Source organism: Anaeromonas gelatinilytica (assembly GCF_016820635.1).
Taxonomy (GTDB): domain Bacteria; phylum Bacillota; class Clostridia; order Tissierellales; family SIT17; genus Anaeromonas; species Anaeromonas gelatinilytica.
In genome coordinates this window covers 1-14,323 of record NZ_WSFU01000133.1, presented here as the reverse complement: position 1 = coordinate 14,323, position 14,323 = coordinate 1, and the positions used below count along the sequence as shown (strand labels likewise).

Below are 14,323 nucleotides of genomic sequence, written 5' to 3'. Positions count from 1 at the left end.
ATCTTGCATCCATTCCGTCTAGTCTTTTATCTACACTATCAAATCTTGCATCCATTCCATCTAGTCTTTGGTCTACACTATCAAGTCTTGTATTAATTGATTTTAATTCAGTAAGAATCTGTTTAAGATTGTCCTCCATGAAATCAATCCCCTCAACTATTTTCTTAATTTAATATTATTTTATTATTAATACATTGTCAACAAAAATAAACTTAATGATAATAGCTTTTTAACTTTATTCTTATATTCCATTAATATTACTCCCTAGTTTTATTTTATTTAATTAAATTATATAGAAGTAGGCGTACAATTGTACTGTATATATAATTTGGTTAAATATCATATTTCTTTAATCTAAAAAACCCTGAATCTTTAACTGACCCAGGGAATTTATATTAATATTATTTAGGAGGCATTACTGTGGCAATACCCTTTAATACAACATCATGTTTTTGATTTGTACAAATAGTTTTAAGTTTTACAGTATTTTTCTCTTCAATTTTTTCTATTACTTTTACTTCTGCTTTTATAGTATCTCCAAATCTTACTGGAGCAGTAAATTTAAGCTCTTGACCTAAATAAATGGTTCCAGGTCCTGGAAGATGTACTCCTAATACTGCAGACACTAAACCTGAGGTTAACATGCCATGAGCTATTCTTCCTTTAAACATTGTTTCCTTAGATACTTCTTCATTTATATGAGCAGGATTTATATCACCAGTAATACCGGCATAAAGATATACATCTGTTTCTGTAATTGTTTTTTGAAATGATGCTTTCTGGCCTAATTTTAGTTCTTCAAAACTTATACCCTTCACATCTAACACTCCTTTTTAATATTGTAGTTATTAATATATTCCTGTTATTAAATAGAATAAGGATATTACTAAAACAGCGATTATAGGTAAAATCATAGTGTTAAAGGCTATGTCCTTATAACTTTCTTTATGGGTTAATTTACATACTGCAAGTAATGTTATTACAGCACCACAATGGGGCAATGAATCAAGTCCTCCGGCAGCTACAAGCATGATTCTATGCAGAGCCCCAGGAGCTATTCCCATTGCTAAGAATTCTTCAGAAAGTACTTCAAGTGCTATAGCTGTACCACCAGAAGAAGATCCTACTATACCTGCAAGTAAAGTTGTAGATATACCTACTTTAAATATCGACGGTATAGCTAGTGCTACTATACCTGTCTTTACTGTGGTGAATGCTGCTAGAGACTTAATAACTCCACCATATCCAACCTCAGAAGCTGTATTAAATATTGGAAGTAATGATCCTACTGCTCCATCAAATACAGTTTTATTTGTATTAGCTATAAACTTTCTCATAGTTATTAATATAAAAATTATTGCTACACCAAGTCCAAGTATAACTGGCCAAGTACCATTTACCGCTGAATCCAATGCTTCATATTTGCCTATAACTGAATCCATCTTGAAATACCAATTAGTAAATACAAAATTAAGTACAAAGACTATAATTATAGGAGTAATTGCAAGTCCTATTCCTGGTAATTTGTCATTCATTTCATGTATTTCTTCATCAGGATGTTCTCCATATCCTTCACCTTTAGCCTTTAAGGTTCTGGCTCTCCAATTCAGATAAGTAAGTCCCCCACCCAATATAATAGCTGATGCTAATATTCCTAACACTGGACCAGCATATATATCTGTGCCAAAATAAAGAGTAGGCATAGTATTAATATACTGTGGAGTACCAGGTAGAGCTGTCATAGTAAATGTAAACCCTCCTAAAGCTATGGCTCCTGGTAATAGTCTTTTAGGAATATCTGCTCTTCTAAGTAATGTAGCTCCAATCGGATAAATCGCAAATACTACAACAAACAAAGAAACTCCTCCATAAGTTAATAAAGCCGTTGCTATAACCACTGCAGTTATCGCTCTTTTTTCTCCAAATTTTTCAGAGATAAATTCTGCAATTGCATTGGCTGCTCCTGTAACACCCATTAATTTACCAAATATTGCACCAGTTAAAAACACTGGAAAATAAGAAGTAATATAGCCTGCTGCTGCCGGCATGAATGTTTCGGACAATGCATACAAAGCTGGTATTTCTCCTGCTAATAAAGCTGCTATCATTGCTAAAATTGGTGCAAGAATTAATACAGTGATCCCACGATAAGCAAAATACATAAGTGCTACTAGTGTAGATATAATAGCTATAACGCCTAACATAAATATTCCTCCTCTAAAATATTATTTAAGTTCCCATAAACATTTTCTATACTTACTATTAATCAATAGTAAGTCCCATAGCTTCTTTTTCAAATATTCTTGAATCCATGGTTTTTAAATCTTTAGATATTATAGGTTTAAATTCCATTAAATCTATAATATCTTTCTGCAAATCTACTCCTGGAGCTATTTCAGTAAGTATTAGACCTTCAGAACTCAATTTGAAAACAGCTCTCTCAGTTATATATAAAACTTTTTGTCCTATTTCAGATGCATACTCTCCACTAAATGTTATCTGTTCTACACTCTCTAGAAACTTTTTAATCTTCCCTTCCTGCAATATATTAAGTTTTCCTTCACTAATATCTACTTTTAGACCTCCTGCTGTAAATGTTCCACAATAAATTACTGCTTTAGCATTTTGTGTTATATTAATAAAACCACCACATCCTGCTATTTTGGGACCAAATTTACTTACATTTATATTTCCTTGTTTATCACATTGAGCGAGACCTAAAAATGCTACATCTAATCCTCCTCCATCATAAAAATCAAATTGATAAGGCTGATCTAAAATGACCTCAGGATTAATAGCCGAACCAAAACTTAATCCTCCTGATGGTACTCCACCTATTGGTCCTGCTTCAACAGTTAAATTCATATTATCTCCAATTTTTTCTTCACTAGCTACCATTGCTACACCTTCAGGCATTCCAATACCTAAATTAGTAATTGCATTAGGTACTAATTCCATAGCTGATCTTCTAGCAATCACTTTTCTAATATCTAAAGGAAGTTTTCCTATAGAATCAACTGAAACTTTTATTTCGCCTGTATATGAAGGATTATAATCTTCTTCAAAAGTCTGCATATGATTCTTAGAATCAGATACAACAATAGCATCTACATATATTCCAGGAATCTTTACTAATCTAGGATCTAAGCTGCCTTTTTTAACTACTTTTTCCACCTGAAGTATAACTTTACCTCCAGAGTTCTTAACAGCCTGTGCTATAGAAGTAACTTCTAAAGTAACAGCTTCTCTTTCCATTGTTGCATTTCCCATCTCATCGGCATAAGTAGCCCTTATAAAAGCTACATCTATAGGAAAAGCCTTATAAAGTAACTTCTCTTTCCCTTCAACCTCTATCAATCTCACTATATCTTCCTTGGTCTTTTTATTGAGTTTACCTCCTTCAATTCTAGGATCTACAAAAGTTTTTAAACCCACATGAGTAATAGTACCGGGCTTTCCTGCTGCAATATCTCTAAATAAATGAGAAATTACTCCCTGAGGTAAGTTATAAGCTTCTATTTTGTTATCTAGGGCCAATTTCCCTACCTTAGGTGCTAATCCCCAATGTCCCCCTATGACTTTAGATATTAGTCCTTCGTGAGCTAAATGATTTAGACCTCTTTCTTTTCCATCTCCTTGCCCTGCTGCATAGACTAATTTAAGTCCCTTTGGTTTTTCTTCATCCAAAAAACGTTTTTCTAGTGCTAATGTTAACTCTTCAGGATGACAATTCCCTACAAAACCTCCAGTAACTAAAGTATCTCCATCCTTGATTAAGGACACTGCCTCCTTAGCTGACATAACTTTAGGTTTCATTTTTATTCCTCCCTATATTTTTGTTCGTTAATTAATAAAAGCAATTTTTATGCCAGCTTTATTTTCTTTTGTTTTTTAAAAAAGTCTGTATTTAAGGCTTTTTTAAAAATAAAAATATCCTATATATTCTTTACCAAAAAAAAGTGTTCGGTAAATCATATATAGGATAGTATAATTTTTATCAATCGTTCAGATATCCCTACAATATATTTATTCTTTTTTTTATAGTACTGATTTCAGAACAATTAAATATAAAATATAAAATCTAAATATCTGTCAGATTATATTTATTTAATTTTTCATAAAATGTAGTTCTTCCTATTCCTAGTATTTTAGCAGCTTTTGTTTTATTTCCTTTAGATGCTTTAATACTTTCTATAATAGCTTCTTTTTCAGCCTTTGATAACACATCCTCTAATCTTTTAGGACTTCTTACATATTCCTTTCCTAATACACACTTAGGTAAATGTTCCACATCCATCACTTCTTCAGTATTTATTAAATTCATAGCTCTTTCAATTACATTTTCTAATTCTCTAATGTTTCCTGGCCACTTATGATTAATTAAATAATTAAAACATCTATCAGATATCTTTTTAACCTTTTTATGATATTTATCATTCAATTTATTTAAAAAATAATAACTTAATGTTGGAATATCCTCACACCTTTGCTTTAAAGAAGGAACATTTATAGTAAATACATTTAACCTATAATATAAGTCTTGTCTATACTCCCCTTTACTAATCATTTTCTCTAAGTCTTTATTAGTAGCAGCTATTATTCTAACATTTATTCTCTTAGGTTTAGTTCCACCTACTTTTTCTATTTCTCGCTCTTGTATTACTCTTAAAAGCTTTGATTGCATAATTAATGGCATATCCCCTATCTCGTCCAAAAAAATAGTTCCTCCATCAGCTAACTCAAATTTACCTATTTTTCCTCCCTTTCTTGCGCCAGTAAAAGCTCCATCTTCATACCCAAATAATTCTGATTCCAATAATTCAGCAGGAATTGCTGCACAATTAACCTTTACGAAAGGACCAAAACTTCTATCGCTATGATTATGAATTGCATGAGCAAATAATTCTTTTCCTGTTCCACTATCTCCTAAAATTAATATATTAGAATCCGTTTGAGAACCTTTTTTTGCTAAATCTATAGTATCAATAAGTTTTTTGCTTTTACCTATTATATTTTTAAAAGTATATTTAGATCTATTTAACTTAGTCAATTCTCCCTTATACTGTTTAAGTTCTTTTTCCATAAGATTAATTCTTTTATATAAATCATTTAACTCATCTAAATTTCTAAATAATAACTTTCCTACAGCTCCGACTACCTCACCTTTTTTAATTATAGGAATTCTTGAAGCAATCATATAATTATCCCCTACTTTTTGAATATTTGCAATCTCAGATATTCCATTTTGTACAACGATATGCATTCTTGTATTTTCTATTACTTCAGTCACATGTTTTCCTATAACATCTTTATTTTCTAGTCTTAAAAATTTTACATAGGCTTTACTAATCATGGTTATATACCCATCTTTATCTACTACTACTATCCCATCATATGCAGTCTCTAAGATAGTATTCAATACTTGAGATACATCTTTTTCTTCCTCTAATTCTTTTAAAAGATTATTATGTTTCGTAACATCTGAAAATAGGGAAATAGCTCCTTTTATTTCTCCATTTTCCACAATAGGAGCTCTACTAGTCATAATCTTCTTATTTTTTATTTTTATAAGATTATTTATATTTGTTTTTCCATTTCTCAATATAAAAGGTAATTTAGATGAAGGTAAAACCTCTGATATATTTTTTCCTAAGGAATCTTTGGTATCTATTTCTAGTATTTTCTCAGCTATAGTATTTAAAATTATAACATTCTCTTCTTCATCTATTGCTATAATAGCATGTTTAGTAGATTCTATAATAGAATTTATACTCAATATTAAAAAATTTAATTGCTCTGTTAAATATTTAGATTTCGTTAATACTCCTTTTAACTTGTTTTGATTATCAATTACAAAAATTTCTCTATAAGGCTTATCTTTTATTATATTTCCATCTTCATTTTCTTTAATATAAATATTTTCATTATTTTCTACTAAATCATTTATGTTAGATTCATAAATATAAGAATTAGATACTTTATCTAATAAGGCTACTTTAGGTAAAATTCCAAGTAATTTATTTTCATTATCTACAACTGGTATATTGTCTAAATTATGATTTACTATATATATTATTGCTTCATTTATACTTGAATTTAATTTTAATCCAGATATATTAGTATCCATTATATCTCTGGCCTTAATCTTTCTAAGATGAAGCATAATTCCCCTCCTTAAATTAGATTTTATTTTACTTTTAACTAACATTATTACAAATATTCATTAAACAATTTATTACATTATATATATCTACTCTTGACGTTCTCCTAAATCCTTTTCTTGATTTTCTCCTAATTCTTTAGTTCCTACCTTTATGATTTTATTTATAGGACTTTTTGTAATTTCATTACTTATTACTTTTCTATCAGTTTCTTCACCAGCAGTTAAAGTTATCTCATATGTTACTTTTTTAAGTCCATCAACACCTTCTTTTTCTACTATTTCTGTTCCCAACTCCAATGTTGGATCATCTTCTTTCTCTATATAAAAGGGTACACTTTCTTCAACCGTTTCCTCTTTTGTTGTAATCACAGCTTCATCTTCCTTATCTTCAGCTATTCCAGCTATATCTCCACCCATAATAAAATCCACTATATACGGCGCTGTAAAACGACCTAAAATAATTCCAAGTATAAAACAGATCACTATGAATCTATATTTTATAATACTTTTAACCAACTTTATTATCAATTAAAGTCCTCCTATATTTCTATAATCAAAAACTACCATCATATTTTACTACTTTAAATATAATATCATAATTATCTTTACTTTAAAAATTCTTTTGTTCATTTCAATAAATAATAAAATATACACTATAATTTTTCTTTGCATTTTTATAAAATATAATTGTATTTATCCTATTCAGCTTGTTGATATAAACTCTACACACTTCCATCATATTTAAAGGCTAATAATTTTAATCTTTTAAATACAGTTTTTTAATTCTCCATTATCTTTTTTGTTTATTAATATAGCAATTTTTATGCCAGCTTTTATTTCATTTTAAAAAAGCCTATATTTAAGGCTTTTTTAAAATGAAAATTTTTATTCAATAATAAAAGAAACTTTAATGAACTTTCTATTCTACATACTAACTTGTTTTTGAAACATTCTCTTCTTTTTCTTCTTTAAAACTATACTCCTTTACTGATTTTACTACTAGGTTAGACAATCCTACTAATGCTATTAGGTTTGGTATTATCATTAGAGCATTAAAAACATCTGCTAATGCCCAAACTAAATCTACTTCTAACAATGTACCTAAAACTATACATAAAAGAACTAAATATCTATAATACTTCACTCCTCCTTTACCAAAAAGATATTTAATATTTAATTCTCCAAAAAAATACCATCCAATTATAGTAGAAAAGGCAAAGAAAAATAATGCCACTGCTATAAAATATAATCCAAAATTTCCAAAATTACTAAAACCTAAGCGAAACCCCTGTTGAGTTAATTCAGAGCTTGTTAATCCAGTCTCAAAAGCACCTGTTGTTAATATCACTAATGCTGTTATTGTGCAAACTATACCAGTATCTATTATAACTCCTAACATTGAAACTAATCCCTGTTGAACTGGATGATCCACCTTAGCAACAGCATGGGCATGCGGAGTAGATCCCATTCCAGCTTCATTAGAAAATAATCCCCTTGCTATACCATACCTTAAAGTTTCCTTTACAGTAGCTCCAATAAGCCCTCCTGTTGCTGCCTTAGGATTGAAGGCTCCATAAAATATCATTTTAAGAGCAGGAAGTATATTTTCATGATTAATAACTAATATGGCAATTCCCCCTAATATATATAAAGCTGCCATAAATGGAACTATTTTTTCGGTAAATGCCCCTATCCTTTTAACTCCTCCTATTAAAATTAACCCCGCCAATGCTGCAACTATCACGCCTATAATTATCTTTGGTATATTAAAAGCATTATTAACTGCTAAGGCTATAGAATTAGATTGAACCATATTGCCCATGAAACCAAGAGCAAATACTATCGAAATAGCAAAAAAAGCTGCTAACATCTTACTTTTTAATCCATATCTTAGATAATATGCTGGTCCTCCAACTAGTTCTCCATTTTTATTTTTATTAAATAATTGTCCTAAAACTGCTTCTGCAAATATTGTTCCCATACCAAAAAAACCACTAATCCACATCCAAAATATTGAACCAGGTCCTCCGGCTACTATTGCCGTAGCAACTCCAGCTAAATTTCCTGTACCTACCTGTCCCGCTATAGCAGTGGAAAGAGACTGAAAAGATGATAAGCCTAATTCTTCTCTTTCTTTAGTAGGTCTACTAAATATTTGTTTAAACATCTCCTTTAACTTTCTAATTTGAATAAATCGTAATCTCAACGTAAATAGTACCCCTGTTCCCAATAAAACAATTAACATAACTGGACCCCATAAGACCTGATTAATTGCCTCTAATTGTTTCATAAGACTTTCCATGTTAAATCTCCCCCTTTTATATATTTTTTCTTATAATATTATTAAAGGTTTCATCATTATTATACTTTTAAAATTTCAAAAAAACTCAAAAAAGCTCAAAAAGAATTAGAGGATTTTGATATTTTTTTATCAAATTCTCTAAACTCAATTATTACTTCCTACTCTATAATCTAAAGATAAGAGAATTATAATTAAATAATTTATCATAATTTTTTCCTTTATATTCTGCTAGATTAGTCTACACAAATTTTCTTACTTTAATTTATTCCAATAAATATCCCCTATAATAAATAATTATTTATTATAGGGGTATATTTTTAATTACTTTTTTCCATTTCCTCTGTTAGTTCAACTATTTCATCTATTATTGAACCAATATATTCAATAGTATCTAATAAAGGTTTATCTGTAGTAATATCAACTCCTACCATTTTAGCTAACTCCACGGGAGTCTTAGTGCCTCCTGCTCTCAATACATTTTTCCAATCCTCTACTGCCTTTTCTCCTTCATTTAATATTCTTTGACTCACCTGAGTAGCTACTGTAAGCCCTGCACTATAAGTATATGAATATAATCCCATATAATAATGAGGTTGCCTCATCCAAGTTAATTCTGCACCTTCATTTATTTTTACTTCATCTCCCCAGAACCTCTCTAATACATCTCTTTTAATTTCACTCAATTTCTTAGCATGAACACTTCCACCATTATCTATTATCTTATAAACATCCCTTTGATAAGCAGCTTCTAACAAATGAGTTACAAAATTATGATAGTAAGTATTACTAATCATTGAAGATAGTACCCATCTTTTAAATCTAGCATTGTCTTCATTTTTAATTAAATAATTACTTAAAAGCATTTCATTCATTGTAGATGGAGCCTCTATAAAGTAAAGAGATGGAGATTCATTAAACAAATTATTGTTTTCCTGGGATAACACAAAATGTCCACCATGGCCTAGCTCATGTACTAGAGTAAATACTTCGCTCATAAGACCATTCCATGTAAGAAGAATATATGGATGTTTTCCATAAGGAGTGGCACAAAATCCTCCTGTAGATTTCCCTATATTTTGAGCAAAATCTACCCATTTTTCTTTATAGGATTTCATTACAATATCTAAGTATTCCTTACCCATCACCGACAATGCTCCTTCTATATATTTCTTTGATTCTTCTATGGTTACTTCCGGATCATATTCTGGGTCTATGGATACTTTTAAATCAGCAAAAGTCATTTCATCTAAATTATAAACTTTTTTAATGAGTTTAGCATATTTCCTCATATGAGGAGCCAATCTTTCCATTATTATATCAATTTGTCTATCATAAAGCTCTCTATCAACTTTTTGATCAAATAATAAATAATCAAATATAGAATCAAATTTCTTCATATTAGATATAATTTTTTCCTTTTGTACTTGAGTCTGATATGCAGTTCCAATAGTATTTTGATATTCTTTTATCTTATTTGAAAATACTTCAAAAGATTTTCTTCTCAATTCAGTATTCTTATCTACTTGATATGTATTTTCAAACAATACATAACTAAGAGAATATTCTTTTCCACCTACTTTAAACTTTGGAAAATTCATATCTGCTAATTTTGCTTGATTATATACTTTATATGGAACTTCTAATACTGAAGATAATCCTGCAAATGCCTTTTCCACCTCTGGATGAAGAATATGAACTTTACTTCTTTTTATATCTTTAAGATATACCTTATACTTTTGAGTCTTTTCTATAGCTTCATCGAGTATTCTATCTTCTATTTCTTGTAATTCACTTTTTATAAAGGTAATTCTACTCATGACTTGCGATATGATATCATCATTTTTTATAAGTTTAGATTGATTTACATCATTTGTTTCATCTACAGATGTGGCTAAATATGTATAATCGCTAGTTAAACTAGCTTTTACATATAAATTTTCATATTCTTCAATACATTCTAATATAATATCTGAATTATTTAACTTATCCTTGTATTTCTTTTCTATATCCTTGGATTTTTCTACTACTTCTCCTAAAGTCTTTTCATATTCCTCTTCTGTCTTAAAAATATGGGATAAATCCCAAGTCAAAGATGGATCTACTTCACTTCTTTTTTTCAATTCATTATTCATATTACCCCTTCTTTCTATAAAATAATACATTTCTAATATAAAATAATTATAATTTATTGAATAAATATTGGGATTTGAAAATTCAGAAAAGTATTCTCATTTCATATTATATCACTATTTAATAATTTAGCCAGAGATTAATCTCTGGCTAAATTTCTATACTATTGCTTTATTTTTTAATTTATCATCAATATATTTATTCAAAGCATCTAAATAATCAGGTAATCCATTTTTCATTTTAACTATGTATCTATCATTTAATCCTGCTACTGGAATAGATTTTCTTCCACCTTTTTTACTATTATTCCAAAAATTATTTATAGTTTCAATAGGTATCAAATAAAAACCTCCTATCTTTTTAAAATTACATATAATAAAAGCATATCCTTTTTGACAATCAAATTTATTCATATAATCAATTTGATGTTGATGTATATTGCTTAAAGGTAGATAATTTTTATTAGTTTCCTTTGAATCAAAGCAAATACCGTATCCTTGAACTATTCCATTATAATCAACAGTGGATTTTTCTTCAAAAAAAGCCTCAACTATTTTCCCTAAATGAATTTTAATCACTTTTATTGGAGTAGGTACTTTAGTTATAAGTGCTAAGTTCTGTTTATCATATAATTCGTTTATAGAATTTACTAGATTTTCTGTATTATCTCCCCTATGTCCTAAACTGTTCCATCTAGTGATTAGAATCACCCTTTCTGTTATTTCATACTTATCATGTGATTTATTTAGTCTTATAATCTTTTACATCAAATCCTCCAAACATAACTAAACAATTTATTCTTAACTTAGGCAAACTTAAATCTCCCTTATTTCTTGTATTATTATCCCATCCACCAAATAAAGGTAATCCTTTAATTTCTACATTCCAATCTTCTGGCACAAATATATCTAAACCACCAAAACCAACAAATACATCTAATGTAGCTAATTCATCATTTTCAATTTCAGCTTGCGTCAAATCTAAATCAATTCCTCCAAATAATACAGTAGACACACCACCTTTAAATTTATTGGAAGTATTTCTAAGACTTAAACCAGAGAATATTGCAACAGGATTAATTTTATCTTTTTGCTCCACGTTCCATTTATCATTAAATGGAAATATAAAATATATTCCAGTAATTATAGTTAGAATAGGCCAAAACTCTAAATAATTAAATATATTAAAAAGATCAAGATTCCTTAATTGAAATATGATACCTATTGTTAATACTATTATTCCTCCAATTTTAGTAGCTTTATTAGTCATTATACTATACGCCCCAGCTAATATAAGTACTAAAGGCCAATATGTTGAAATTATATTTCCTATATTTAAATTTAACAGACCATTAGAATTTAAAAGCAATAATAATCCTATTATGATGATAATAATACCTAATATCTTTTTATTCATTTACTCTTCCCTCCCTCTTTTTATATACTATCCTATTATATAATATATGTTTTAACATAATAAAATACTAAGTCTAATATAATGAAAACTATTTTAGTTTATTATACTATAAATAGAAAAGAGCAAACAAATTTATTCGCTCTTTTCTATTTATTTTGCTACCTAAGTCTCACTACTATTTCCCTGTAAATGTATTCTCCCTAATTTCCTTAAAAGCCTGCTTTAATTCTTCTTCGGTGTTTATTACACAAGTTGGGCATGTTAATGTCTCCAGTTTAAATGTTTTATTTGTCATAATCATTCCCCCCTAAAATTTTCAATTTAAATACATTATAAAATGAATACTTGATTCTATTCAATTTTTGAAAAATAAAAAAGCCTAACAACATATAATGTGTCACTAAGCTTGTAATTTTATTTTATAAAACATAAATCTTTGTATTCATCTATAATTATTACCTATTCACCCTAAACATTCCTTAATGCCATTCTATATATAAGACATATAAGCAAGATAAGCCTTAGCAACGCCAACATAATACTGAGATTCTCTCATAATATGACTAACTACCACACTAACTACTACATTATTTTTTACCGCAGGACTTTCCTTCAGCATAGTACTTAAAAAGTCTACAAACATTTCACTTTGACATAAAGTAAATTCAATTAAATCTATAATTTTTTCTTCTAATTCAGAATTTATCATATAATTAGTTCTAATTAATCTTTCAATGTATTGAGTAATAGTTGCTTCCGTTGAACTAAAGTTCTCATATTTTGCCTTTAATTCCTCTGTAAATTCCTCTTCTAAATTTCCTGCCATTTCTCTAATGACTACAGTATGTTCTGCTTCTTGTCTCTTCCAAAACTGAGCTTCCTCTAAAACTCTTATATGATTCTTATCTCCATAGCAAAACTGCATTTATCTTTTCCTCCTTTTGATAAATCTTATAATCAATATCATTATATGTAGAATATAAAATTCTGTACCCACCATTCTATTAAGTTCTAAGTAAACTATTTCTACATACAATTCAAATATATTAGACAAAATATTTGAATATTATTACTTACATTAGCTAATAACCTATCAATATATAAAAAGACGGATAAAAATCGTATCCGTTTCACTAGGGAAACCTAGTTTTCCTTTGACGGTGCATAATACATGCACCTGAGCACCCTTCTAATACGGCAGGGGATTTCATCCCCTACAACTCCTGTTTTTTATTGTCTTCCAATATTTTCTGTGGCTATTAATCCTTATATTTATCAATAATTTAAACCTTTTATTAAGTAAACGCTACTAGACAATAAAAAAGCAGTTGATATTTCTTATGCATAAGAAATATCAACTGCTTTTTAAACTTTATTTTTTTCTATAACATGAATCTTTATGATCATCTATAATTCCAATTGCTTGTAAATAAGAATATATGATGATTGATCCTAAAAACTTAAATCCTCTCTTTTTTAAATCTTTACTTATTGTATCTGATAAATCTGATTTTGCTGGCACTTCCGAAATTTCTTTATAGTAGTTAATTATCCTATTATTATTCGTAAATTTCCATATATATTTATCAAAACTACCAAATTCTTCTATTATTTTTATAAACTCATTTGCATTATTTATGGCTGCTTTAATTTTTCTTCTATTTCTTATGATACCCTTATTATTCAATAATTCTTCTATCTTATCTTCATCATATGTAGCTATCTTTTCATAGTCAAAATTGTCAAATGCTTCTCTAAAATTTTCTCTTTTCTTTAATATAGTTATCCAGCTTAATCCTGCTTGCATAGATTCTAATACCAAAAATTCAAAATGAACTCTATCATCATGAACTGGTACTCCCCATTCTTCATCATGATATTTTATATATAGTTCATTTCCTTTACACCAGTCACATCTCTCCATTTTAATAAATCCTTTATTTAATTGCTGCAATAACTTCTATTTCAACTTTTGCATCTTTAGGCAACTTTGCTACTTCTACACAAGACCTAGCTGGTGGTTCATCATTAAAATATGTTCCATATACTTCGTTTACTGAACCAAAATCATTTAAATCTTTTACAAATATTGTTGCCTTTATTATATTTTCCATACTACTTCCTGCCTCTTCTAATATTGCCTTAACATTATCAAGAGATCTAGCTGTTGCCTTTTTAATATCTGAAATTAATTCTCCTGATTCTGGATCCATTGGTAATTGTCCTGACGTAAATATAAAATTACCCATCTTTATTCCTTGAGAATAAGGTCCTATTGCTCCTGGTGCATTTTTTGTTGATACTACTTTTCT

12 protein-coding genes are annotated in these 14,323 nt (G+C 28.7%); all 12 read right to left on the bottom strand.

Going from position 1 to position 14,323, the window contains the following annotated elements; genetic code table 11:
* Positions 1 to 401 precede the first annotated feature (401 nt).
* A complete protein-coding gene (locus tag GOQ29_RS12360) occupies positions 402 to 818 on the bottom strand; it encodes a MaoC family dehydratase (protein WP_203372975.1) in 417 nt (138 codons plus the stop codon).
* A gap of 30 nt (positions 819 to 848) precedes the next feature.
* Positions 849 to 2,204 carry a GntP family permease gene (locus tag GOQ29_RS12355; RefSeq protein WP_203372974.1) on the bottom strand — a complete coding sequence of 452 codons (1,356 nt, stop codon included), beginning with the start codon at positions 2,202 to 2,204 and terminating at the stop codon, positions 849 to 851.
* Between the two features lie 58 nt (positions 2,205 to 2,262).
* Entirely contained in the window at positions 2,263 to 3,816 is a 1,554-nt protein-coding gene (locus GOQ29_RS12350) for an acyl CoA:acetate/3-ketoacid CoA transferase (protein ID WP_203372973.1), read from the bottom strand.
* Between the two features lie 265 nt (positions 3,817 to 4,081).
* Positions 4,082 to 6,163: a sigma 54-interacting transcriptional regulator gene (locus GOQ29_RS12345; RefSeq protein WP_203372972.1), complete on the bottom strand. Its 2,082-nt coding sequence runs from the start codon at positions 6,161 to 6,163 to the stop codon at positions 4,082 to 4,084.
* An 87-nt stretch (positions 6,164 to 6,250) separates the two neighbouring features.
* The gene (locus tag GOQ29_RS12340) at positions 6,251 to 6,691 is read right to left on the bottom strand and encodes a G5 domain-containing protein (protein ID WP_203372971.1); all 441 of its coding nucleotides are present in this window, start codon (positions 6,689 to 6,691) and stop codon (positions 6,251 to 6,253) included.
* Positions 6,692 to 7,094: 403 nt separating this feature from the next.
* Complete coding sequence (locus tag GOQ29_RS12335; RefSeq protein ID WP_203372970.1) at positions 7,095 to 8,465, bottom strand: alanine/glycine:cation symporter family protein; 1,371 nt, start codon at positions 8,463 to 8,465, stop codon at positions 7,095 to 7,097.
* Between the two features lie 317 nt (positions 8,466 to 8,782).
* Positions 8,783 to 10,597, bottom strand: a complete 1,815-nt coding sequence (pepF, locus tag GOQ29_RS12330; RefSeq protein WP_203372969.1) for an oligoendopeptidase F — start codon at positions 10,595 to 10,597, stop codon at positions 8,783 to 8,785.
* Between the two features lie 156 nt (positions 10,598 to 10,753).
* Positions 10,754 to 11,305, bottom strand: coding sequence for a Holliday junction resolvase RecU (locus GOQ29_RS12325; protein WP_203372968.1), 552 nt, complete (start codon positions 11,303 to 11,305; stop codon positions 10,754 to 10,756).
* A 31-nt stretch (positions 11,306 to 11,336) separates the two neighbouring features.
* Complete coding sequence (locus GOQ29_RS12320; protein ID WP_203372967.1) at positions 11,337 to 12,011, bottom strand: LiaF transmembrane domain-containing protein; 675 nt, start codon at positions 12,009 to 12,011, stop codon at positions 11,337 to 11,339.
* Between the two features lie 490 nt (positions 12,012 to 12,501).
* Positions 12,502 to 12,936: a DUF2935 domain-containing protein gene (locus GOQ29_RS12315; protein ID WP_203372966.1), complete on the bottom strand. Its 435-nt coding sequence runs from the start codon at positions 12,934 to 12,936 to the stop codon at positions 12,502 to 12,504.
* Positions 12,937 to 13,383: 447 nt separating this feature from the next.
* Entirely contained in the window at positions 13,384 to 13,935 is a 552-nt protein-coding gene (locus tag GOQ29_RS12310) for a DNA-3-methyladenine glycosylase I (RefSeq protein WP_203372965.1), read from the bottom strand.
* A 13-nt stretch (positions 13,936 to 13,948) separates the two neighbouring features.
* Positions 13,949 to 14,323, bottom strand: a 375-nt coding sequence (locus GOQ29_RS12305) for a RidA family protein (RefSeq protein ID WP_203372964.1), incomplete at its 5' end; no start/stop codon positions are given.

Coding starts and splice junctions, on each gene's coding strand:
- pepF (WP_203372969.1), bottom strand. CDS start 10,597: ATGAATAATGAATTGAAAAAAAGAAGTGAAGTAGATCCATCTTTGACT.
- GOQ29_RS12355 (WP_203372974.1), bottom strand. CDS start 2,204: ATGTTAGGCGTTATAGCTATTATATCTACACTAGTAGCACTTATGTAT.
- GOQ29_RS12315 (WP_203372966.1), bottom strand. CDS start 12,936: ATGCAGTTTTGCTATGGAGATAAGAATCATATAAGAGTTTTAGAGGAA.
- GOQ29_RS12320 (WP_203372967.1), bottom strand. CDS start 12,011: ATGAATAAAAAGATATTAGGTATTATTATCATCATAATAGGATTATTA.
- GOQ29_RS12310 (WP_203372965.1), bottom strand. CDS start 13,935: ATGGAGAGATGTGACTGGTGTAAAGGAAATGAACTATATATAAAATAT.
- GOQ29_RS12345 (WP_203372972.1), bottom strand. CDS start 6,163: ATGCTTCATCTTAGAAAGATTAAGGCCAGAGATATAATGGATACTAAT.
- GOQ29_RS12350 (WP_203372973.1), bottom strand. CDS start 3,816: ATGAAACCTAAAGTTATGTCAGCTAAGGAGGCAGTGTCCTTAATCAAG.
- GOQ29_RS12335 (WP_203372970.1), bottom strand. CDS start 8,465: ATGGAAAGTCTTATGAAACAATTAGAGGCAATTAATCAGGTCTTATGG.